The sequence below is a fragment of the Enterococcus sp. PF1-24 genome (assembly GCF_029893325.1).
Classification (GTDB): domain Bacteria; phylum Bacillota; class Bacilli; order Lactobacillales; family Enterococcaceae; genus HY326.
In genome coordinates, this window is the sequence record NZ_JARXWL010000004.1 from 112270 (window position 1) to 135668 (window position 23399).

20 protein-coding genes are annotated in these 23399 nt (G+C 35.3%); 4 read left to right on the forward strand and 16 right to left on the reverse strand.

Translation table 11 applies throughout. The features are described from left to right. Positions 1–14: 14 nt before the first annotated feature. From M2139_RS03065 to M2139_RS03105, 9 genes are all read right to left on the reverse strand, one after another. Positions 15–812 (reverse strand): TIGR00282 family metallophosphoesterase, encoded by a 798-nt coding sequence (locus tag M2139_RS03065; RefSeq protein WP_280737468.1) that lies wholly within the window; start codon positions 810–812, stop codon positions 15–17. Between the two features lie 196 nt (positions 813–1008). Then, complete coding sequence (locus tag M2139_RS03070; RefSeq protein WP_280737469.1) at positions 1009–1785, reverse strand: Cof-type HAD-IIB family hydrolase; 777 nt, start codon at positions 1783–1785, stop codon at positions 1009–1011. Positions 1786–1869: 84 nt separating this feature from the next. Further along, positions 1870–2667 carry a formate/nitrite transporter family protein gene (locus M2139_RS03075; RefSeq protein WP_280737470.1) on the reverse strand — a complete coding sequence of 266 codons (798 nt, stop codon included), beginning with the start codon at positions 2665–2667 and terminating at the stop codon, positions 1870–1872. Between the two features lie 283 nt (positions 2668–2950). Further along, positions 2951–3448, reverse strand: coding sequence for a hypothetical protein (locus M2139_RS03080; RefSeq protein WP_280737471.1), 498 nt, complete (start codon positions 3446–3448; stop codon positions 2951–2953). Between the two features lie 153 nt (positions 3449–3601). Beyond that, the gene (gene gtfA / locus M2139_RS03085; RefSeq protein WP_280737472.1) at positions 3602–5047 is read right to left on the reverse strand and encodes a sucrose phosphorylase; all 1446 of its coding nucleotides are present in this window, start codon (positions 5045–5047) and stop codon (positions 3602–3604) included. Between the two features lie 15 nt (positions 5048–5062). Next, positions 5063–6739, reverse strand: coding sequence for an alpha-glucosidase (locus M2139_RS03090; protein WP_280737473.1), 1677 nt, complete (start codon positions 6737–6739; stop codon positions 5063–5065). Between the two features lie 19 nt (positions 6740–6758). After that, the gene (locus tag M2139_RS03095) at positions 6759–7595 is read right to left on the reverse strand and encodes a carbohydrate ABC transporter permease (RefSeq protein WP_280737474.1); all 837 of its coding nucleotides are present in this window, start codon (positions 7593–7595) and stop codon (positions 6759–6761) included. After that, the gene (locus M2139_RS03100; protein ID WP_280737475.1) at positions 7595–8479 is read right to left on the reverse strand and encodes a sugar ABC transporter permease; all 885 of its coding nucleotides are present in this window, start codon (positions 8477–8479) and stop codon (positions 7595–7597) included. The genes M2139_RS03095 and M2139_RS03100 overlap by 1 nt, the downstream gene beginning before the upstream one ends. Positions 8480–8586: 107 nt before the next feature. Beyond that, entirely contained in the window at positions 8587–9894 is a 1308-nt protein-coding gene (locus tag M2139_RS03105; RefSeq protein WP_280737476.1) for an ABC transporter substrate-binding protein, read from the reverse strand. A 336-nt stretch (positions 9895–10230) separates the two neighbouring features. Between M2139_RS03105 and M2139_RS03110 the strand changes: the two genes are divergently transcribed. From M2139_RS03110 to M2139_RS03120, 3 genes are all read left to right on the forward strand, one after another. Continuing rightward, positions 10231–11229 carry a LacI family DNA-binding transcriptional regulator gene (locus M2139_RS03110; protein ID WP_280737477.1) on the forward strand — a complete coding sequence of 333 codons (999 nt, stop codon included), beginning with the start codon at positions 10231–10233 and terminating at the stop codon, positions 11227–11229. Between the two features lie 254 nt (positions 11230–11483). Further along, positions 11484–12095, forward strand: a complete 612-nt coding sequence (gene rpsD / locus M2139_RS03115) for a 30S ribosomal protein S4 (protein ID WP_280737478.1) — start codon at positions 11484–11486, stop codon at positions 12093–12095. A 146-nt stretch (positions 12096–12241) separates the two neighbouring features. Continuing rightward, on the forward strand, positions 12242–12787 hold the full coding sequence (locus M2139_RS03120) for a biotin transporter BioY (protein WP_280737479.1): 546 nt from the start codon (positions 12242–12244) through the stop codon (positions 12785–12787). 201 nt (positions 12788–12988) lie between these two features. Here the strand turns inward: M2139_RS03120 and M2139_RS03125 are convergent, their stop codons facing one another. The 7 genes from M2139_RS03125 to M2139_RS03155 all read right to left on the reverse strand — a co-directional run bounded on the left by M2139_RS03125 (position 12989) and on the right by M2139_RS03155 (position 21464). Beyond that, the gene (locus tag M2139_RS03125; protein ID WP_280737480.1) at positions 12989–14146 is read right to left on the reverse strand and encodes a hydroxymethylglutaryl-CoA synthase; all 1158 of its coding nucleotides are present in this window, start codon (positions 14144–14146) and stop codon (positions 12989–12991) included. Between the two features lie 219 nt (positions 14147–14365). After that, positions 14366–15031 (reverse strand): hypothetical protein, encoded by a 666-nt coding sequence (locus tag M2139_RS03130; RefSeq protein WP_280737481.1) that lies wholly within the window; start codon positions 15029–15031, stop codon positions 14366–14368. Positions 15032–15045: 14 nt separating this feature from the next. Continuing rightward, a complete protein-coding gene (locus M2139_RS03135; protein ID WP_280737482.1) occupies positions 15046–16089 on the reverse strand; it encodes a DUF916 and DUF3324 domain-containing protein in 1044 nt (347 codons plus the stop codon). Positions 16090–16198: 109 nt separating this feature from the next. Further along, on the reverse strand, positions 16199–17014 hold the full coding sequence (locus tag M2139_RS03140; RefSeq protein ID WP_280737484.1) for a WxL domain-containing protein: 816 nt from the start codon (positions 17012–17014) through the stop codon (positions 16199–16201). A gap of 32 nt (positions 17015–17046) precedes the next feature. Then, entirely contained in the window at positions 17047–17802 is a 756-nt protein-coding gene (locus M2139_RS03145) for a WxL domain-containing protein (RefSeq protein WP_280737485.1), read from the reverse strand. A 25-nt stretch (positions 17803–17827) separates the two neighbouring features. Then, positions 17828–18199 carry an LPXTG cell wall anchor domain-containing protein gene (locus tag M2139_RS03150; protein ID WP_280737486.1) on the reverse strand — a complete coding sequence of 124 codons (372 nt, stop codon included), beginning with the start codon at positions 18197–18199 and terminating at the stop codon, positions 17828–17830. A gap of 16 nt (positions 18200–18215) precedes the next feature. After that, positions 18216–21464, reverse strand: coding sequence for an isopeptide-forming domain-containing fimbrial protein (locus M2139_RS03155; protein WP_280737487.1), 3249 nt, complete (start codon positions 21462–21464; stop codon positions 18216–18218). Positions 21465–21828: 364 nt separating this feature from the next. Between M2139_RS03155 and M2139_RS03160 the strand changes: the two genes are divergently transcribed. After that, a complete protein-coding gene (locus tag M2139_RS03160; RefSeq protein ID WP_280737488.1) occupies positions 21829–23361 on the forward strand; it encodes a helix-turn-helix domain-containing protein in 1533 nt (510 codons plus the stop codon). Positions 23362–23399 lie beyond the last annotated feature (38 nt).

Here is a 23399-nt window from a genome sequence, read left to right on the forward strand (position 1 = left end):
CCGTTTCTTTCTTTTTAATCCGTAAAAGGATGGTCTTCATTAATCAAGATTGTTTGGATTTTTTTGGCTTTACCAGTCTGTTCGTCAATATCAATCACACAACCTGATAAAATTTCTCGGCCATCTTCCACCACTTCAAAACGCTGCGGTAAAGATGTTTGAAATTTTTCGATAATCGGCTCTCGCTTCATGCCTAAAATCCCATCATAAGGTCCAGTCATCCCAACATCTGTTAAATAAGCCGTTCCTTTTGGTAAAATCCGCGGATCATTAGTTTGAACATGAGTGTGCGTCCCGACAACTGCCGAAACTCGCCCATCTAAAAACCAGCCCATCGCTTGTTTTTCACTAGTCGTTTCGCCGTGGAAATCCACAAAAATGAAAGGTGTCCGTTTGCGGGCAATTTTTAATAACTCTTCCATTTTACGAAAAGGATCATCTAAATCCACCATAAAAGAGCGAGCTTGCATATTAATGACCGCTAGCTCAATCGCATTGACTTTAACAAAAACCATTCCTTGACCAGGAACGCCTTCTGGAAAATTTGCCGGCCGCACCATTTTCTTGGCGTCATCAATAAAATCAAAAATCGCTTTATTATCCCAAGTATGATTGCCTAAAGTCACCACATCTACGCCGTCTTGTAAAAATTTCTTATAAATTTTCTCAGTAATGCCACGACCAGAAGCCGCATTTTCACCATTAACAATCGTAACTTGTGGACGATATTTTTTCTTTAATTTGGGTAAATAATTCGTCAATGTGTTTCGTCCTAGAGCACCAACAACATCTCCAATAAATAATAACCGCAAAGATCTTCCTCTTCTCTAATCGGCCTCTTTAAAAAATACTTATTTTTCATAACCAGCAGTTTTTAAAGTTTCGCCTTAACCACTTACGTTTTTTCAAACTACATCTTTAACTATTATACTAAAAATTAATCATAAAACCAATCAAAGAAAAAAGGGATTTAAAAAGACCTCTAGCAAGAGGTCTTTAAGGTAATTTTTATAGTGCTTCTAAAACTTGCAATGCTTTCCAAATGCCATCATCATCATTCGTGGCAGTTACCACATCAGCGATTTTTTGCACTGATGCTTCAGCATTTCCCATCGCCACACCAATACCGGCAGTTGTTAACATCTCAATATCATTTTCTCCATCACCAAAAGCAATAATATCTTTTTGATTAATCCCTAATTGTTCAGCCATAAAAAGTAAACTGGCAGCCTTAGAACCTTTTTTCGGAATGACATCCACTGCCTCTTCATGCCAACGAATAAAACGAAAATCAGGAAATAAATTCTCCACCGTTTGATCTAGTGATTGATCATAAAAAGCAAAGCCTTGATAGATGTCATTAATTGTTGAATAATCCTTTTGATATTTAGGAAGATCGGTTTTAAAACTAGTTACGATTGCTTGCATTTTTTCTAAATCATATGAACTACAACGCACCGCTTCATCGACGCCAATTAAAACCGTATCAATTTCGCGATTTTGCATTTCGCCAACCATTCGTTGCACTTCTGGTTTCGCTAAACCGTTGCTGTAGATTTGCTTATGATCTAAAAAAGCCGCCGCGCCATTACACACCACATAGTTATCAAAGGCTAACTCTCGTAAAACTTGACTAGACATTTGCCGATTACGACCGGTAGCTATTGTTACTAAATGGCCTTTTTCTCGCAACTTTTGCAACGCTCTTTTTGTACTTGCTAATGGTTGTTTTTGGCTATTTAACAAGGTGCCATCAATATCAAAAGCAAACAATTTTCTTTCCACGTAAAAAAACTCCCTTTATTTTAAAATTATGGCTAAAATTACAAAAAGCCTCAGCAAATTTTGCTGAAGCTTATACATTCGTAATTAATCTACATATTTTGATTCTGAATTGTTTAACCAAGCATAACCTAAGCCCATCACAATTCCCCCACCAATATAATTACCAATTAAGGCAAATACTAAATTGTGGAGAACGCTAGCGCTACTCATGCCAGCTAATGTGCCACCTGAAGCAAAGTAAGCCAATGAAAAGGCTGGGAAATTAGCAATAACGTGTTCATAACCTAAAAAGGCAAAAATGAAAATGATAAAGATAATCGCTAACACTTTACCGGCATCATCTTTCATACGCATACTAACTAAAACCGCTGTATTTACAACGATATTGGCAAAAATAGCTTCTACTAAAATTTGAACCGTTGTTTTTTCCAACTTCGCAGTAATTGAAGTAAAGAAGAAGTTATCCACCTCTAACCCTTGAAAAGGTGTTGTCAAAGAAATCAAGTAACCTACCAATACCCCACCAATCAAGTTAAAGAAAATACAAGTCAATAAAATCTTGGCAGCTGTTGGCAACGTTAATTTTTTCCGATAAACGCCGACTGTCGTATAAAGCATATTTGATGTTCCTAATTCTGCGTTCATATATAAAATCATTACTAACGACCAACTGAACATAAAGGCATATAAAATTTTCCCTAAGCCATGAGCGATATGCTCACCTTTCATAGCAATCGCAAAAGCCACCGCTGTTCCTAACCCTAAAAATAAGCATGCTAACACTGAGCGTAACGCATAACGCAAATAACTTGTCTCGATTAAATTTTTCTTCTTTTCAATAGAAGAGTCGATTTTTTCAAATAATGGCGAGATTGGATTCATGATTGGGCTCCTTTGTTATTAAACTACAAGAAATTCACTTCTTAAAACTGATTCCTATAGCTAGTTTTTATAAAATAATTTTTTCTTAATCCTTCCACATTTTATAGGGATTTTAGACTTTTGTAAAGAAAAAAGTGGTAACTTTCTTGAAGTTTTTCATTTCTATTTTCATAAATGATTTTATTTGTCATTTCTATTATTCAAATTTATTTAATTTGAGAAATAAAAACTAAAAAAACATCCAAAAAAAGCCGAAAATTATTCCTGCCCCATTTTCACAATTCTACAACTGACCAAAACGCTTTAAACTATCAATATATTGTGCAACGCAAACATAATTGTCAATATCCTTTTCATCCAACCCTTGAAAGGCACACAGCTCATCCCAAAGCATTGTGCTCCCCTCCACCATATAAAAACCACTAGTAACATCTATCCCAACAAAAATTTGAATAAAATCAGCTCCCCACAACTCAAACGGATCTTTATTTTCTGGAAAATAAAAAATTTCGCCGTTCCCTGAATTTTCTAGTGAAAAAGCTCGCGGCTTAGGCAACGACTCTTTTGGTAATTTTTCAGAATAAGGAATATTCAACGTTACATTTTTAGTAATGGCTTCAAGCATATTTTCATCAAATATTTCAGTTAACACGTACTTATTTTGCAAATAAATAAGCAATTCTTCACCTGTTTTTCTGTTGGGCGTTAATTCATCTTTATATTTGAGCCAAGTCGCTTGCCATTGTGTAAGTTGTGCTGCTGTTACTTCTTGTGTTATCATGTTCAACCTCGTTAAGTAGTTAGTTTGCTTGTATAAATCTATTATATTGCTATCTTACTACCTGAGCAATAAGTCTGATTTAAAAAAGAATGAAATAAAAATCAGTAAAATACTCTCTGACTTTTATTCCATTCCTTATATCCTATTATTTCTTTAACCAAAAGATATCTCTTGATTATTTTTTGTAACTGTAAATGCTTTAGTAATCAGATCAACCATCAATACCGCTACTTCTGTTTTATTTTTATTAGTTCTAGTAATGATAATTTCTGATTCAGAAGGTGTTTCTACTGTAATACTTCCTGCTAAATCAAAGGCTTCGCAGTCATTACGGAATTTTAATAAGGTAAAGAGCTGTTGGACTACGGGCCTCTTAACTTCTTCGTGAATTTCAGAAAGTGTATAATAATGACGATTAATATTCCGTCCTTCTTTTGTTGCTTCTAAAAGTTCAACATCATTTTTACCAGCTAGCAATCCTACGTAATAAATTTGCGGAATTCCTGGAGCAAAACACTGAATCGCCCTTGCTAATAAGTAGCTGGCATCATTATCTCCCAAGGCACTATAATAAGTACTATTAATTTGATAAACATCTAGATTATTATAACTTTCTGAAGAATATATCTTTTTGACATTGGCACCAACTTGGTATAATTTTTCAGAAGTATACGCTAATTCTTCATCCGTTAATAAATCTTTAGCGTCTACTACGCCAATACCATCATGCGTATCTAATGTTGTGAATTGTTTCATCGGGCTTTTTTTCAACCACATCGCCAAACGTTGGCTCTTGCCACTGTACAATGAATATAACGTTATTATCGGTAAAGCAAAGTCATAAATAAAATAATCATGTTTTGCAATTTTCATTTGAATAGAATAATGCTCATGGATTTCAGGTAATAGCTCTACTCCATTTTTAGTCGCCTCTTGACGTACTTCATTCAGCAACTCCCAGATTTCAGGCTCCACAAAAAAATCATTAGTATCTAATTTCTTAATTGCGTAGGCAAACGCATCTAGCCGAATCAAAGAACAACCATGCTTTGCCATATCTATAATTGTTTCTCGAATAAACTCTTGAACAATCGATTTAGAAACATCTAGATCGATTTGTTCCTCACCAAAAGTATTCCAAACTGCTTCGGTACTCCCATCGGTGAACTCAACGATTTGAAAAGGAGCTTTATCTTTCCTTTTATAAATTAAATCAATATCTGTCTTATTCGGACGTCCTTCAGGAAAGAATTTATTAATCCTTATAAACATCTCTTTATAAGGAGAATTCTCATGATTTTGTTTAAAATCTTGAAAGAATTTCGATTCACGAGAAATATGATTAATCATGAAATCAAACATTAAGTAATATTTTTCACTCAACGCTTCAACATCATGCCAATCACCAAAAGCTGAATCAACCACCGTGTAATCGCTTGGTGCAAACCCTCGATCTCCTGTTGAAGGAAAAAATGGTAATAGATGAATTCCGCCAACTACTTCTTGAAGATGTTTATCCAAAACTACCTTTAATTCACTTAAGTTTTCGCCCAAACTATCTGCATAAGTAATGAGCATCACTTCATTTTTGATTTCCATTGCTACCTCCACCCCTTAATAATTGCTTAATACTATACTTTCATAAGGTTTTAAAACTAATTTTCCAAATACAAACTGAGCTTTCTCATAATTGCTAAGTAAATATTTTTCAAATTCTTCGGGAATCTCTATTTCAAAAATCTCGCTTGTTGGGTTAATAGCCACTAAAATTTTCTGTTTATCTAAAATTCTTTGATAAACAATCACATCTTCAGCTACTTCTTCAAATGGTTGAAAATCCCCGTAAATTATCACTTGTTGATATAAACTATTCTTTCGTAAATCAATTAATTGACGGTAATAATTGAAAACTGAATCCTTTTCTTCTATAGCTGATTCAGCATTTATTTCACGATAATTAGGATTGACTTTCAACCATGTTTTTTCAGCAGTTGAAAATCCGCCGTTTAATGAAGTATCCCATTGTATCGGCGTCCGAGAATTATCTCTGCTTCTACGATTCATTGCTTGTAAAGCTTCTTCAGGAGATAAGCCAGCTAAAATTCCTCTATGATATTGATCATGGGTAGCAATATCATCATAATCTGCTAAATCACTCATTTGAATATTTGTCATACCAATTTCTTGACCTTGATAAATAAAGGGCGTTCCTCGCAGTAACATAAATAATGTTGCTAACATCTTTTTAGTTGTAGTACTTATATATTCTTCCGGAATATATTTATTGATTGAGCGCGGTTGATCATGATTCTCTAAATAGACAGCCCCCCAACCATTAGCTTGAGTAACTAATTGACTATTATAAATATTCTTTTTCATTTCTTGCCAATTCCAATGACTAAATTTGAACCACTCACCCGTGCTTGGCACATCAATATCTGTATAACTGAAATCAAAAACCATTGAAAAGAAACCACCATCTCCAATGTATTCTTTTAAACGCTCGCTAGGTACATCAGCTTCTGCTACTGTCATGCTATCATGTAATTTAAACGTCCGTTGATTCAGTTCCTGTAACATAACTTCAATTCCAGGTTGATTTAAAATCCACTGACCTATAAAAGCTAACCCATCTTCACCGTCAGCAGGTAGTTGGCCTTCAACAATTCTTTTTTTGATATTTAAAATGGCATCAATTCTATAACCAGCCAAGCCTTTATCAAGCCAATAATTAATCATTGTATAAATTTCTTCTCGCAACTCTTCGTTTTCCCAATTTAAATCCGGTTGCTTTTTAGTAAATGCATGAAGATAAAACATATTTTCTTCATCAGGTACTGCTGTCCATGCACTATCGCCAAAGTAAGATCGCCAATTATTAGGTGGCTGCCCAGCAATTCCTTCTCGAAAAACATAAAAATTTCGATATTTACTATTAGGGTTAGTCAAAGCTTCTTGAAACCAAAGATGTTCATCAGAAGTATGGTTCACAACTAAATCCATCAAAACTTTAATATCTAAACTTTCAGCTTTTTTCAATAGTTCTTCAAAATCTTGATTATCCCCAAACATTTCATCAATTGCATAATAATCTGATATGTCATAACCACCATCATCCATTGGAGATTTATAAACCGGAGAAATCCAAATAGTATCTATCCCTAAATGCTTTAAGTAGTCCATCCTTTGAATGATTCCTTGTAAATCACCAATTCCATCATTATTACTATCTTGAAAACTCTTCGGATAGATTTGATAAACAACTGCTTCTTTCCACCATTTCTTCTCCATTACTAAACCTCTCATCCTACTATTTAATTGCACCATCAACAACACCAGCAATAATTCTCTTTTGCATAATAAAATAGAAAATTAGTACTGGTAATAAAACTAATACTAAAGCAGCCATCGCGACACTATAATCCGCTGTATATTTTCCAAAAAAGTAAAAAGTTGATAAAGGTAAAGTTCGAACATTATCATTAACTAAAACTAAAGATGGTAATAAAAAGTCGTTCCATACCCAAAGTACATCCAAAATTGCAATAGTCGCTGTTGTTGGTTTTAACATCGGTAAAACAATTTTGAAGAACACTTGCAAGCGACTGGCTCCATCAATAATCGCTGCTTCTTCTAGTTCAACCGGAATACTCTTTAAAAAGCCATGAAACATAAAAGTTGCCATACTTATCCCAAAACCAAGATAAAAATAAATCAACATCCCTCTGCTATTCAGCAAACCCAGATTCCCAAAAATAGTTACAAAAGGTATCATCACTGATTGAAACGGAATAATCATGGATGCAACTAAACTCATAAAAATTACCTTACTCAATTTTGAATCATGACGTACTAAGTAATAAGCTAACATTGAAGAAAATAGAATAATTACAACTACTGATACGATAGTAATTATCAACGAATTAATTACAGCACTACCATAATTCATCGTTTGAAAAGCCTCGATAAAATTACTAAAATCAAAAAAAGATTTAGGTAGTGATAAAGGGTCTTCCACAACCTCCAATCTTGATTTAAAAGAATTAATCAAGATTAAGAAAAACGGAAATACATACAACAAAAACATCAATAAGCAAACCGTTAAAATAATAATTTTATTTAAATTTTTCTGTAGCTTCATTCCCATTATGCCTCTACCTCTTTTCGTTTCATTACAGCTACTTGTGTTAAAGCAATAGCAGCGACAATTACAAATAGAATAATCGCTTTCGCTTGTCCCGTCCCGTAATTTTGATAAAGAAAAGCATCGTTATAAACGTGCATAGAAATCATCTCAGTAGAACGATAAGGCCCACCTTTTGTCAGAGATAAATTAGTATCATAAACCATAAAACTTCGTTGTAAAGTTAAAAAAATACTAATTGTAAAAGAAGGAATCATCATTGGTAGTTTAATTTTCCGTAAAATTTGCCAGTTATTTGCACCATCTAAAGAAGCCGCCTCTGTCAGAGATTGTGGAATTCCTGTTAAACCAGCAATATACAGCAACATCATATAGCCAGAATTTTGCCAAATCCCTACAATAACAAGTGCCCATAAAGCCATTTTAGGATCTGCTAACCAAGATCCAGAAAATAATTCAATACCTAAACCTTCTCCTAAATAAACTAAAATTCTGGAAAAGATGAATTGCCAAATAAATCCTAAAATAACTCCTCCAATTAAATTGGGAGTGAAAAAACCCATTCTAAAAAAATTTTGCCCTTTAAAGCCACTCGTTACTAATAAAGCTAACGTAAAGGCAATCAAATTAGTTAAAAGTAATGCCCAAAACGTATATTTGAATGTCAATATTAGCGAATCCCAAAAACCAGGATCTTTAAACGCATCAATGTAATTTTTTAACCCAACAAACTCTAATGAAATATCTGTCCCAGTTGAATTTGTAATTGTCATAAAAATACCTAATAAAAATGGAATAATAACTACTGTTACAAAAACAAATACAGGAATAGCCGCAAATAGACCAAAAGATCTAATTTTCTGACTAAATTTTTTTTCGGAATACATACTTATTCCTCCTTATCTATTTCAAAGCACTAATTTTAAAAACTGAAAATGCAGAATTTTATTTCAGCATTTTCAGTTCTATTTTGTACTACGTCATTAAGAATTCTTTACTCTCCACTTTTTTCCCAATAGGTTTCAAATTCAGTTGCTAATTCATCACGATCAATTTGATTCCCTAAATATTTTTGTAAACTTGCCCCCATAGCTGGAAATGCAGTTGGTGGATAGTGGGCATTCATCCACTCTAAGCCACGATCTTCTTGTAAATACGCTAATACTTGTTTAGATAATTCATCTTTAGGTTCAGCTTTAGCATTATCGTTAATTGGAATGAAACCCATTTTATTTACGTAATGATCTTGACCAACTTCATCTTCATATAACCAAGTCAAGAAGTCTTTTGCACCTTCTTGTTGTTCTTTAGTTGATTGAGCTGCATCAATCCCCCAAGTTTGTGGTACACCAATTGAAATTTGTGTATTTCCATAAGCATCTTTTTCATCAGAAATAGGTACTGGTAAAATCCCGATTTTAGCATCTGGATTTGCTTCTCTTAATTGTGGATAAGCCCAATTCCCCATAAACCATAGGCCAATATCTCCATTAGCTAACCCTAAAGTCGCAGAATCATAATCAGCAGAAAGTGGTGATTTTTCTGCACTATTGTATTCTTTCATTAAATCAAAAGTATCTACCCAACCTTGAAATACTTCATTATCTGTGAGTTTTGTCGTCCCTGCCTGTATATCAGTCATGAAATTTTTTCTCTCAGCAGCATCAGCAGATTGATTGGTAAATAACAAATTTGTATAATGAGCACCTAGCGACCAGTCCATAGGAGAAACTTCAATTGCCTTTTTTCCATCTAGAGCAGCAATTTTTTCCATCAACACTTTCAAATCATCTCGACTCTGAATACTATCCGGATCAAAAGTTCCACCAACAGCATCGTCAAGAACCTCTTGATTATATAAATAACCAAAAGCTTCAATGGTTGTTGGGATACCAATTACTTTTCCATTAACAGTTCCTGCTTCTAAATATTTTTGATCAATATGTTCCACCAAATCCATATCACTTAAATCCAAGAATTTATCTTCCCACTGTGCTAATTCCGTATAAACACCTGTATTAATCAAAATCGGTGCATTTTTAGAAGCGTATAAAGAAGTTAATTTTTCAGTTGCATTTTGACCTGCCAAAGGAATTATTTTCACTTCGTACTTATCTTGTGAATTGTTATATTCCTCCAACGCAGCATCTAACTCATTAGCTATTTCTTCTTTACCAATTAACATACTTATTTCAACTTTATCACTATTCGTTTTACTTTGATTTTTATTGCCACTACACCCAGCCATAAATATACCGCTTAAAATTGCCATTACACCTAATCCTAATACTTTTTTCTTCATGTCTTTTCTCCTTTTCCTGAGCAATCCGAGTGAATATCATCATTAGCAACTAATAGATTTTTCATTTTATGAATCTTGACACTCCGATAGCTATTTTTTTCAATTCTATTAAAAAGTGAAACAAAGCGTTAAAATAAGTATTCGCTTTCTTTATGAATAGAGTATATGTCAATCGTTTTCATATGTCAATCGTTTTCATATAATATTTTTGTTGCTATATCAAAGTTTTAGTCTATAATAATATTATAGATAATACTTATTAATAGAAATATTTTAGTTAAACAAAATAATAGTTTTGTATCTAACTGCTATTATTTCGTTATAAAGGAGATATCCATGGCAAGCATTGAAGATGTAGCAAAAAAAGCCCGTGTTTCTGTCACCACTGTTTCTCGAACTTTAAATGATCACCCCTATGTATCTGATAAAACTAAGAAAAAAATTTATGCCGCAATGGCTGAATTAGATTACTATCCCAACAACATTGCACAACAATTGCGAGGTAAAGCATCAAAGATGATTGGCGTAATTATTTCATATATCACCAATCCTTTCTTTGCTTATTTAGTTGACTCAATCGAAACAACGGCCTTAGAGTCAGGTTATCACCTAGTTGTTTTACAGACACAAGGAAAACATGATCTAGAAAAATTTTATACAGAAATGATTAAGAAAAAACAATTAGATGGCATTATCATTACTAACTTAGAAACTGCAACTCCCGAAATTAAAGCTTTGATTGATACAGGAAAAGTTGTGATTTGCAATCGTTATATTGGTAATGAACGCTTACCAGTGATTCATATTGATGAAGAAGAAGCCAGTTACACTGGTACAAAATATCTGATTAACCAAGGTCATAAACAAATTGCTTTTTGTACAGGAAACGTAATGAATACTCATGATCGTCGTTTTAAAGGATTTTCAAAAGCCTTAAAAGAATTTAAACTTGATTTCGACGAAAATCTTTTTTTTGAAAAAACACTAGATGTTGAAGATGGTCGTAATTTCCTTCGCTGGTTTGCAAAACAAGATTCCATCAAAAGGCCTACAGCCGTCTTTTCTAATGGTGATCAAGTGGCCGCAGGTATTATTAGTGAAGCCCATAAATATCAAATTAACATTCCTGAAGATTTATCTGTTTTAGGTTTTGATGATCAACCCATCGCTACCTTAACTTCTCCAGAAATTACAACTATTCGTCAGCCCATTCAAACAATGGGAGAATATGCAACTAAAACTTTAATTGCTAAGTTAGAAAATTGTCCTTTACCAGCTAATGTTGATTTAAAAACAGAAATTATTCACAGAGAATCAGTGCATAACTTGTTATGATCAAAAACAAGCTAAAACCAAGCTAAAATCCCATTTCCCCTTGACTTTACTCGCTAAATCAAGTAGACTATTCTTTGTGTAAAATAATGCAGCAGAAACCTAATGATTCGTCACCAGTTCCTTGCCTATACGGTTCAATTGCGTAACCACGGCTGCAAAGGTGAAGATTGAAGAAGGAACTACACGATTTGTGAAGCTTTCACAGGATTATTTTACTCCAAAAAAACTTTTTATTTATTGGAGGAATTTTTAAAATGGCTCGTTATACTGGACCAGCATGGAAATTGTCTCGTCGCTTAGGTATTTCATTATCAGGCACAGGCAAAGAATTAGCACGTCGCCCTTACGCACCAGGTCAACATGGACCTAACAGTCGCGGCAAAAAATCTGAATACGGCATGCAATTAGCTGAAAAACAAAAATTACGTCATACGTATGGCATGAACGAACGTCAATTCCGTACATTATTCGTAAAAGCTAGCAAAATCAAAGAAGGTAAACATGGTGTTAACTTCATGGTTTTACTTGAACAACGTTTAGATAATGTTGTTTACCGTCTAGGTTTAGCAACTACTCGTCGTCAAGCACGTCAATTAGTTAACCATGGTCATATTTTAGTAGATGGCAAACGCGTAGATATCCCTTCATACCACGTTGAAGTGGGTCAAGTGATTTCTGTTCGTGAAAAATCTCAAAGCTTAGTAGTTATCAAAGAAGCAGTGGAAGCAACTTTAGGTCGCCCTTCATTCGTAAGCTTTGATGCTGAAAAATTAGAAGGTTCATTATCTCGTTTACCAGAACGTGACGAACTTCACCCAGAAATCGACGAAGCATTAGTCGTTGAATTCTACAACCAAAAACTGTAAGATTACTTACAAAACACCTGCACTTTTTCAAGTGCAGGTGTTTTTTTGCTGTTTTCTTTCAAAATTTCCCTTTACATTTCGTTAACCTTGCGTTAAAATTTCGTTAACCTATAAAAAATATTTTAGTTAACGAAAGGTATTTTACTATGAAACTTACTTCTAAACAAATGGTCTTAATCGCTGAATTTGCTGCCATCATCGCAGTACTTTCACAAATCACAATTCCTTTAGCCTTGATTCCATTGACGTTGCAAACTTTTGCAGTTGGCTTTGTGGCCACCATCTCTGATAAAAAAAGCAGCACCTATGCTGTTTTAATTTATTTATTACTAGGTTTAATTGGTTTACCCGTCTTTGCCAATTTTCGTAGCGGGATGGCAGTTTTATTTGGTCCCACTGGCGGCTTCTTAATCGGCTTTATTTTTAATGCTTTTATTACTAGCTGGTTAATGTCAAAAAAAACCGTCAGCTATGGCTGGGCGATTTTAGCAAATATCTCTGGCGCTTTCTTCACTTTGCTTTTCGGCACGATTTGGTTGCAATTTGGTAATGGCATGACCTTTGCGGATGCCTTAGCAGCGGGCTTTATTCCTTTTATTATCCCCGGTATTATTAAAGCGGTGGCAGCAGCTTGCTTAGGGGTCGTCGTTTTAAAACGGGTTCCTTTTCTAAAACAAAACAACAAAAAATAACTTATTCATTTAAAATTCTTGCTTTTTCATTTTTTTCGTCATACTTTTTTCACAATTTCAGATTATTATATATACATACCAACAAACAAACCCTTAAACACTTTTTCATTTTTAACTCCTTGCCCGCTGGTTCCCCGCCAGCGGGCTTCCTTTTGTCTTTTTTTCCACAAAAAAACTGAGTATCTCTACTCAGTTCCTTAATTACCCATGATTATAATAACGAATACCCCCCGCAACTTTATGCACTGCATAAGGACTTGAATCATTAGTGATTAATTCTGAATCATCCCGCGGTAATTTTTCGTTAAAGATTGCTTCGTATTCAGGAATCGTCAACTGTTGTCGTTGCGCTAACAAAGCTTCATGCTGCTGTGATTGTAAATGTTCTTGGTAACCAGCTACTAAGGTTAATGAGAAAAATTCACTAACTGCCCCTGAGCCATAACTAAACAGCCCGATTAAATCACCAGCTTGTAAGGTTTGACTGTTTTCCAACAAGGAAACTAAGCCTAAATATAAAGAACCTGTATACAAATTACCGATTTTTTTGCTGTAAACAATACTTTCATCATAGCAAGCGGTTAAACGTTGCTGCTCGGTTTCAGTAAGTTCCGGAAAAATACTTTGCAAAGCTTTGCGCCCCATTTTTGTATAAGGTAAATGAAAAGCCAGCGCTGCATAATCTTGACTGCTACGCTTGAATTGTTTTTTATTTTGTTGCCAAACCGTTTGAAAACTATTAATATAAACGTCATTTGATAAATGCCCATCAACTAGCGGATAATCATGCCCCTCTGGTCGCCAAAAATCATAAATATCTTCTGAATAAAAAACAGCTTCTTCCGATAAAATAGCGATACTTGGATTAGCCGTAATCAGCATTGCCACCGCGCCTGCCCCTTGAGTCACTTCTCCCCCAGAGTTCAAGCCATATTTTGAGATATCAGCTGCAATCACCAAAACACTTCGCTCGGGGTGACTTTTAACGTATTCTTTGGCTTGTTGTAAAGCAGCCGTCGCCCCATAACAAGCTTGTTTGATTTCATAAGCCCGCACAAATGGTTGAATCCCTAACAGTTTTTGAATAATTACCGCTGCCGACTTTGAATAATCAAAAGCAGATTCAGTGCCGACAATAACCATATCAATTTTCTGTTTGTCTGCTTCAGTTAAAATTTTAGCCGCGGCATTTGCCCCTAAAGTTACAATATCTTGACTAGCAGGAATTACTGCCATTTCATCTTGACCGATGCCCACTAGAAATTTTCCTGGGTCCACTTCACGAGCAATTGCCAAATCCGTCATATCCACAAAAAAACTTGGTACATGAAACGCAATCTTCTCAATCCCTACATTCATTAAAAGCTCTCCTTTATTTATAGTAAAAACTCAAATGCAATCACAATTGCATATTCTTTTAATTTAACCTAGTCAACTATAACATTTTTTTCAAGGAAAGCGATATTTTTCTCTTTTTTTTAATTATTTCTAAAACATTTTTATTACAAAAAGCGGTAAAAATTGTTCTAGCATCCAAAACAAAAAAGCCCGTAAATTTTGACAGGCTTCCTTTTTCAATTAACTTTCTTTAAGGGCGGCTTGATCAACTTGATAAAATTCAAATACCGCTTCTTCATATTTTTTTGTTTGCTCAATATCTTGTAGATACTCTGCTCGTAAGCTTTCATCCTCATAAAATTGCACGTAATTGGCGCTGCCGTTAACTCCTAGTTCTTTGATTGCGTTATAGTACCGATTTAAAAACCGCTGCCCGTCTGCAGTATTTAACTCGCTTGCTCGAATAGTTCCGTAACTTGCCATAGCAGTGGTTAAATAGCGAATATTCTTTTGTGAATCTTCGATTGTAGTCGTTTGATTGCTAGCCAATTGGATTTGCTCTTCAAAATCTCGCAATAAGTAGTATGATTTAACAACTTCTTCAGCATCATTTTTTGATAAATTCAATCCTTGATAATGCTTGATATAGCCCCCACTCGCTCCTAATAGACCGGCAAAAACTACCGCGATAAAAAAGCCACTTAGACTTCTTTTTTTCATTTTAGTATATCTTTTTCCCAAAAAAAACATTTGTTTTCGTTGCTTTTTCTGAGGAAGTTTTTCAGTTGGTATTTGCGCTAATTTTCTTTGCGCTTTGAAAAAAGTAAAGCCAAAATAACTAGCTAAAAGTAAAAATAGTAGCGTAGCTGCTAAACAACCAATTAATAAACCTTCTAAAATTGTCATTTTATCATCTCCCACTATTTTTTATTTTTTTTACTTGTTTTTAAAACGAGTAACCCGATAATAAATAGAAAAACAACGCCTCCTACAATCAGTGCGATTAATTGCCAATTGACACCTTTTTCTTGAACCAAATCAACATCTCGCTCATTAAAAGCAGCAGCTTGTTCTTGAGTTACTTCAAATTCTTCCGTCCATTCCCAACGATTTTCATTTGAGATAACTACTACATGAGCGCTGTATTTACCAGGTTGCATTTTTTCACCATTTAAATTAACCGGAAAATCCATTTGAGTATTAGGCGCCATCCGCATTTGTGTTTTTTTCGCTGTGTAAGTAATCGTTTCATTGCCTTTTTTAGAAATTTCCACTTCTGTTGCAACATTATTTAAAAAATCAGCTTGTACATTTGAATAGTTTACAAAAAAAGCATTTCGATAGTTAGCAGAACCCGCGTAAACTTGGTTTAATTTTACTTCTGGCGTGGTCACTGCATCACTTTCTTTTAAAACCATCGCTACCACATAAGCAAATTTATTGTTAATCATCGAGCCATTAACTTGCTTATCCGCTTCTGGATCCTCTTGTTTTTGCATTCTAATACCACCGACAATAATACCCTCGTAAGCCGTGGTCGGCATTTGAATATCCAATGCTAACTCTCGTGATTCTCCTGCTGGTATTTCAACCGCTGATGGTCCCGTTACAATATCTTTAAAATCATATTTCAATGAAGCGTCATTAGCAATTTCTGTTTCACCGTATTCAATCACGCCATTTTGATTTGTTTTTGCACCATTTAAAGCAATATCCATAACGATTGCTTTATCAGTAGGATTATGTAGTGAAATCGACACCGTTTGCTTTTGACCTGGTGTCATCCGCAAATTGTAATAACCTACCTCCCCTTCATGGTTTTCAGGGAAATTCACATTGTAAGTGAAGCCTGCTGCCCCACCATCTTCCATAGCCGCTAAAGCTACTCCACCATTATTAAATAAAAAACTTATTCCTAAAAAGAGCAGACTGATTAACATTTTCAAACAATTTTTAGCTTTCATTATGTTCTCCTATACGTTTTTATTTGCTATGTACATCTTTTAAACTGATAAAAATTTGGAAAAACCACTGAAACCTCAGCAGCTTTCCCAAATTATTTATTTTAAATCTTTATGGGTTAACTGATAACGTCCAAGTAATATCAGCTTCATAGTCTCCTACAACCATTGAAGCAACCGTTGTTGCTGGAACAGTTAAGGTTACTGAAGAATCAGCGGTGTTAGCACTACCTTTATTGGCACCTACATGGTTATTAGCATCCCAAGTAGCACTTTGACCATACTCGATAAAGTATTCTCCTTTACCTTTCTTATCGCTACTGTTAGTCGTAACCACTGTTTGTGAGCCACCATCTTCTGTTAATTGTAAACTTGATAACATATTAGCTTCTGGCCAGTTAGCTACTCCTTGATCTGAGTTCATAATGCCGTTAGCGAAATCAATCGTTGCCGCATTTAAAACTTGTGTTGCGTCATCTGTCTTAGTAAATTGTTTTGTTAATTCAGCAGTTAATGTATAGCCATAATCGCCACTGCGAATATCTGACCATTGCACATACGCCCCACGAGTAACCGCCGCTGAAGTTGCTTTATCTGTCAAAGTAACAGCTTTAGCATTTGCAGTTTTAGCCGTTGTACCTGTTTCGATGGTGCCAAACTGTAAATTAGAGACCGCTTGAATTAATAAAGTCCCCGTATCTTCGTTAGTCGTAACTTCATCAGGGTCAACAGTGACTTCACTACCAGGTTTTTCTGGATCTTTCGTGTCTTCGCCACCACCGACTTCACCTTGAATGATTTCAACTGTTCCTTTAGAATCTAAGGAACCCCCTACATTGCCACTGGCTGCTTCAACAGTTCCATTTGCTATTAACGTCATGCCTAACGCCGCTACTAACACTGATGCACATAAACTTTTAACTTTCATTTTTATTCCTCCGATATTTATTCTTTCATTTATTAAGGCAACTCGGCTAAAATCCAAGTTAACTCCGTTTGATATTGTACTGGATAAATTTTAATAGCATCCGGTACAGACAGCGAAATCGCTGTATTTTGATATGCTGGTTTGTGATAGCTTTCATCTATCACGGCAGCTCCATTTTCATCAACTAAGGGGACGAGTGTTGCTAATTGCTGGTTGCTATTTTCTGCAGTAGCACCAAACTCAATCGTCCATGTGCCATAACCCTCCCCTACAGCTGCAGTAGCTACTTCATAAGCATTGTTAATATTACTAATATTGATTGTATCTCTAGTAATTGTTGGTGTTTTTTGTAAATTACCCCCGTTTACCCATCCTTTATCAAGGGATAACACCGCGCCAGCTAATTCTTTTACTGACGTATCTTCACTGCGAAACTGATAATTTTGTTTCACTTGTAAGGTCCAGCCAGAAGCATTGGCTCGTTCATCAGTAATTTGTAGATAACTCCCGCGAGCAGAAGTATCATCATGAAAAAGCTGCCCTCTTGCATAATAAACCCGATTTTCAGCAGTAATTTTAGCTTTGCCAAAATCAAATGCCGAAGCATAATCTATTCGTAAAGCGCCAGTCGTTGCAGGACTTTCCCCCGGGTTAACTTCTACTGTGGGATTTTCAGGATCAACGGGTTTAGTGACACCACGCCCAGCTACCGCAACTGAACCATCACCAGTTAATGAAGTCGCTTCGACAGAACGCCTTTCAACAACAGCTAATAAAAGTACAAGCAAAAAAAGCCACCTTTTCAAATTAAACTTATTTTTCATCTAATTGCCCCACCTTCTTTTTAAAAAGGAAGCCTGCTAACAAAATCAAGAGTAAGCCGCTACTAACTAAAAAGCGATTTGCGTGCGCTTCTCCTGTATTGGGTAATTTTCCAGTTGGTGGTGTTTTGCCATTACTGGATGGTTGCTGCGAATTACTTGCAGAATCTGAAGGCCCCTGTGAAGTTGAGGAAGAATCTCCGGAATCACTATTTGCTGTTTCTTCATAAAAAGTAATTTTCCCTTTAGTGGTGACTTCTCCTCCCAACATTTCATCAGCTGCTTGTACAACCGTCGGAGCGTATAAAGCACTGCTCCCCAACAGGATAGAGAAAACAATGGTTAGTATTTTTTTTATTTGCATTTTTCCTCCATCCCCTCTATGGACTAATTTCTAATGTCCAAGTAATCGTACCGTTGTAATTGCCTAATTTACTAGCCTCAGCTGCAGTTATCGCCAATTTTGGACCATCACCAGTTTCTGACCATTGGCTACTAATATCTTGATCTCCGCCACTGTCTTTTGAATAAACAATTTGCGCAGCCTCACTTAGCTGAAGATTTTGATTGCCATATTGATAATGCAGCGCATTAGTTAACACGTCTGTTGTTGAAGTTAATGGCTGACTGACAGTTGCTTTTATTTCCCATTTCGTCTGTCCACTAACACCACGAGTATCACTAACTTCAAGAGCTTCACCAGTGATTGTCGGATTATTAACTAGGACTTCCTTCCCCTGATATTTAATCTCCCCAAAATCAATACTGGCTGGTGCGGAAAGCAACATCACAGTTCCTAAAACTTCTCCGCCAGGGCTTTCTACTGAAGCAGTAGCCGATAGCTTTTCATTCGCTAAGTTTTCAGCTTCAGCTTTTACTGTATTAGTGATTATCTGATTATAAGCACTTTTTTCAACTAGAGTTGCAAAAGTAAGGACTGCTTTTTCACCGGAGTTTAAATCTCCAGCTAAATCAGAAATATCAACAGTCAATTTTCCTGTTGCTGGCTGATACTCAAATTGCTCCGCCTTTAATTTCTCACCATTTAATTTAATAGAAGTTAAATCAATAGTTAGCTGGGAAGGCAAGCTATCCACTACTTTTATATTTTTTAAAATACTTTCTACGGTAGTCACTTGATTATTCGTTACTTCAATTGTATAAGTTAAAGTATCTCCCACTGAAGTAGTGTCCCCACCTGAAGAAACCACTGTTTTACTAACATTAAGGGTTGGTTTTACATCTTCAACCACATAAATGGGCGCTGCTTTAAACTCGGCATCTCGATAAGTGGTCGCTTTCACAAAATTTCGATTTCCCGTAGCAGAACGGGTATCACTTAAATCTTCCGATATCACAAAGTCAGCAGGTAAGCTACCTGAATTATCATCTAAGTAAATCCGAACAGTTTGACCAGCCGCTAAATAATCAGTTAGCTCAAATTGCCAAGAACCATCTGACGTCACTGTTCCAGCGGCAATTAAGCTGCTACTTTCATCAATTGAAAGATAGACAGAAGCCCCTGCTTCTACACCCGTAGCGCTTAGTTTTTTAGTAAGATTAGTCACTTTACCATTGGTTAATTGCAATGGTTCTGGGGGGGTTACATCTAAAATTTCTGTTATTGCCAGTGGTTCTTCTACCCAATGGCTATCTTCAGGTCCTCTAATTGATTGACCACTGATATTTTTGCCAGCTGTTTGAAAAACAGTATCACTAAAACTTACATAACCTTGATCATCTGGCTTTAAGGTCACCACATCCCCATGCGTATCCGTGATAGTCGTACTGACATCACTTTTAGTGGAAGCGTAAATTGGTTCAGTGATTACCGCACCAGTTGACTGATTATAACCGATTGGCGTATCTCCTAATTTTACCCGTGCGGTGAACTCAAGATCTGCGTCAGTGTAGTACTCCTTCCAAATTGTGGTTGGCGTAGAATTTAAACCTGCTAAGCGACGATAAGTAGATAAACTTTCTCCTGCTGGAAAACTAGCTGAAGAAGTTTCCACTTGTAAATTTTGATTAATCCCGGTACCAGAGCCAGTAGCGGTAATTTTCAAATTATTTTGTTTAGTAACACTTTCTGATGATGGATCCGTACAATTAACGCTGCTATACCAAAGATCAATATCAGAGTTAATAATTTGTAAATAATTGTTGTAGCCCCGCAAATCAATCGCTCGATTCCCACCAGTATTACGAATATCAAAGGCCTTGGGATTATCTAGAATTAGCGAGCTAGCTTGAGCATTATCACTTGTTGAACTAGCACCAAAATAAACAGATGCAGAACCTAAGCCAGTTTCACCTGTATTACCAAAAACGTAAAAACTACCACCTGGTTTGACATTAATGGAAGCTGTAATTCTTCTATTAGATGCCAAAATCGCCCCTAATCGCGATCCATATTGCACAACTGCACCATCTCCACGACTTAACAAATTCATGGTAGCATCTTTTTCGACAGTCAAATGACCATCAAAATCAAAGCGCCACGCATTACCGGGCATATTAGAGCTAAAAGTAGCTCCTTCACCAATGACAGCATTTTGATACCAACCAAAAACTGCTGGATAATAATCTGCTGAATCCCTAACATTATGCAAATACAGATTACTATTTTTACCTAAAATCATTTCTTTTTTAGCACCAGTATCAGTCGCTACCGAGTTGGTAACAAACCAGACAATTGAATAATTGGAATATTCAACGGTTCCGTGATAATTTGTACCATCTTCTAAAATTAACGATCCCAAATAAAAATTTTCAGCAGTCGTACTTAAGCGAATTTCACCATAAAGCGTAACTTCCGCTTGATAGCCAATTAATAAACGCCCCATCCCATGATTTTTAGCCTCCGTATTCTCGTCAGTATCCGTATCGATGTTACCAAATCTAAAATACCAATTTCGAGTACTGTTGGCTTTACTTGGATTGGTAGCAGTAATGTTGCTATGAAAATCCTCATCGCCAATAAAAGCATATCTCCCTATTGACTCTACGCGATCACCATTTTGGGCAATTGAAACATCGTGCATATAGAAAATCGAACGATTAATTAGCGTACCATCTTCTAAAGTTTCTTGAAAACCTGAAACATTTGTACTGGTGCGCAACATCACATCGTATAAAGATAAAATATGACGTTTTTGATTACCGTCACTTGCTAAATAGGCGCCATCAATTTCCAATGAATTTTTTCTTTCATAGGACCACGACAGACCACCAGTTTGATAAATATCAGCAATCAGCTTAATTTTTTCTACGTTTTCGTTTTCATACGCTGCTCTAAACTCGCCCCAATTAGCAACTTCAACAGTTTCTAAAACAGTCGCAGGTGTTGCACCTTTTGCCGTATAATAAGCGACCGTCGCTGTATCCTGTTGCATTTCACTTGAAGCTATATAATTTTCAGCAATCGCTTTTTGATAAATCTGATTACTTTCCTCTTCCAGCACCGTCAGCTCTTCATTTGAATTATCATCTAAAAGATTAACTTCTGATGGAAAATCTTCAGGAAGCACAACTTCATTTCCAACAGAAGGAGCTGTAGTTTCTTCTGCATTTGCTACTTGATTAGTCAAGCACCCCGATAGAATGGTCTGGCTTAACGTTATAGCCACTATTAAGCCACTTAAAAAACTTTTTATCCTCTTTTTTCTCAATTTCTCACCCCCGTAACTTCCTCCTTTTCTTTAAATAACATCCAACCAAACACCACGTCACTTTTACTACTAGTGCAAAAATAATCTTTTTGCCTTTTCATTATGCAGGATTAGGAAACTAGATAGCAATTCCTTTCGCTTTTCGTTTTTTTTCAGAAAAATAAACTTCGATATTCGAAAAGCGTTTTAAATAACACGTTGTTTAGATATAATTTTATTTTTTTCCTCTTCTGATTTTCTTTCAGAAACTGAGTGTTTTGTTGGCAAAAAAGGTTTTTTTTTGTGATAATGAATAAAAGGTCAGGATTTAGGAGGGATTTTCATGGATTTACTTACGAAAAAGGAACAAGAAAAGATATCATTTCTAAAAAATATCTTAACTTATGCTTATAGCAACCCTACAGAAAACTTGAGTTTCTTTGTTGAGAAGCTAAATCTACCTAAAAAAAAACTAAAAAGCCTACTTGATTCAGTGACTGAGGATTTGACTGCAGCCAAAATTTCCTTGGAACTAAAACTAACTGCCGATGACCAATTGCAAATAATTACTGACCCTAGCAAAACAGACTATTTAAGTCTATTGAAAGCTTACTATACTCGCCACGCCAAGCTTTTTTCTCTATGTGAAGATTTATTTTTGCTTCAACATCAAAACTTAGAATCCTTCGCTGAAAAGCAATTTTTAAGTCGATCTGTAGCGTATCGCTTCCGCCAACAACTGACAACTTTATTAAAAGAATTTGACCTGACTTATAATATCAACCAAAACGGCTATCTAGTAGGGAAAGAACGGCAAATCCGTTGCTTTTTTACTTTGCTATTTTATGAAGCGACACCTTATTTTTCACTACCTATCACACCGGCTAACCAAGCTCTGATAGAAGCTTTTAACATACTTCATTACGGTGGCAATCAGCGCTTAATTCAGCTTTGGTTGCAAATTAGTATTTTTCGCAATCAACAAGGCTTTCGTTTAAAAGAAGAAGATGTCGTTGATTTTGACTATCAGCACGCTTTCCCTTTTGAATTGGCCGATTTCACTGAAAAATTACACGCTTTTTTTACAATCTATTTTTCATTATTACCTAATCAAAGCAGAAAACATCAGCGATTGGAAGAAAAAATATTTTATATTTTTTATCAAGTAACCAATTCTTATTCCTATAATCAAATTCGAAAAATGAATTTTGAGCGTCAATATATTGCCAGTACTTCACAAGTGAATAAATTATCCGCCTATTGGATTGAAGAATTTTCTGATTTTTTCAATTACTTGATTACCTCCACCGACTATACCTTTCTATATACTAATCTGGTCACTTTTCATGCGATGACTTTTTTAGGTCAAGAAATGATTGCCTTCTTTTCAAATCAAGCTAATTTAGGTGGAATTGAAAAAGAGTATCCAATCACTTTTCAGCAAATGAAAAAGTTTGTTCGTTATCTTGCAAAAGGAAAACACGCTAGTTTCTTTAAAAAGAACCAATCATTGTTATATTTGTATAATCTAATCACAGTAGGTCTGATTGAATCCAAGTTACAACCAGTTCAAATTGCTTTAGTGACAGATTTAGGCGAAGTACAGAAAAAGTATTTTGAAGATTTAATTTGTCATACTTCCTATATTGCAATCAATTTTATTGATGAAGTTAATAGTGAAGTTGATTTATTAATTACTACAAGCACACTGAATAGCAAGCAAATCTCTTATCAATATACTTTAACTGTTCAGGAAAATCCCGCCCCTGAAGAATTTGAACAAATTAAGCAGCTGATTTATCAAATATACGTAGAAAAAAATGCGATTAATGAACATTTCAATCCCAAACATATTATTGCTCAAAACCAGCACTAGTAAGAATTAAGAAAATGTAAAATATCTTAATAATTATC

Excerpts from the sequence above, each read along its gene's own strand:
- M2139_RS03075 (WP_280737470.1), bottom strand. The coding sequence starts at position 2,667 with ATGAATCCAATCTCGCCATTATTTGAAAAAATCGACTCTTCTATTGAA.
- M2139_RS03080 (WP_280737471.1), bottom strand. The coding sequence starts at position 3,448 with ATGATAACACAAGAAGTAACAGCAGCACAACTTACACAATGGCAAGCG.
- gtfA (WP_280737472.1), bottom strand. The coding sequence starts at position 5,047 with ATGGAAATCAAAAATGAAGTGATGCTCATTACTTATGCAGATAGTTTG.
- M2139_RS03090 (WP_280737473.1), bottom strand. The coding sequence starts at position 6,739 with ATGGAGAAGAAATGGTGGAAAGAAGCAGTTGTTTATCAAATCTATCCG.
- M2139_RS03095 (WP_280737474.1), bottom strand. The coding sequence starts at position 7,595 with ATGGGAATGAAGCTACAGAAAAATTTAAATAAAATTATTATTTTAACG.
- M2139_RS03100 (WP_280737475.1), bottom strand. The coding sequence starts at position 8,479 with ATGTATTCCGAAAAAAAATTTAGTCAGAAAATTAGATCTTTTGGTCTA.
- M2139_RS03105 (WP_280737476.1), bottom strand. The coding sequence starts at position 9,894 with ATGAAGAAAAAAGTATTAGGATTAGGTGTAATGGCAATTTTAAGCGGT.
- M2139_RS03110 (WP_280737477.1), top strand. The coding sequence starts at position 10,231 with ATGGCAAGCATTGAAGATGTAGCAAAAAAAGCCCGTGTTTCTGTCACC.
- rpsD (WP_280737478.1), top strand. The coding sequence starts at position 11,484 with ATGGCTCGTTATACTGGACCAGCATGGAAATTGTCTCGTCGCTTAGGT.
- M2139_RS03120 (WP_280737479.1), top strand. The coding sequence starts at position 12,242 with ATGAAACTTACTTCTAAACAAATGGTCTTAATCGCTGAATTTGCTGCC.
- M2139_RS03125 (WP_280737480.1), bottom strand. The coding sequence starts at position 14,146 with ATGAATGTAGGGATTGAGAAGATTGCGTTTCATGTACCAAGTTTTTTT.
- M2139_RS03130 (WP_280737481.1), bottom strand. The coding sequence starts at position 15,031 with ATGACAATTTTAGAAGGTTTATTAATTGGTTGTTTAGCAGCTACGCTA.
- M2139_RS03135 (WP_280737482.1), bottom strand. The coding sequence starts at position 16,089 with ATGAAAGCTAAAAATTGTTTGAAAATGTTAATCAGTCTGCTCTTTTTA.
- M2139_RS03140 (WP_280737484.1), bottom strand. The coding sequence starts at position 17,014 with ATGAAAGTTAAAAGTTTATGTGCATCAGTGTTAGTAGCGGCGTTAGGC.
- M2139_RS03150 (WP_280737486.1), bottom strand. The coding sequence starts at position 18,199 with ATGCAAATAAAAAAAATACTAACCATTGTTTTCTCTATCCTGTTGGGG.
- M2139_RS03160 (WP_280737488.1), top strand. The coding sequence starts at position 21,829 with ATGGATTTACTTACGAAAAAGGAACAAGAAAAGATATCATTTCTAAAA.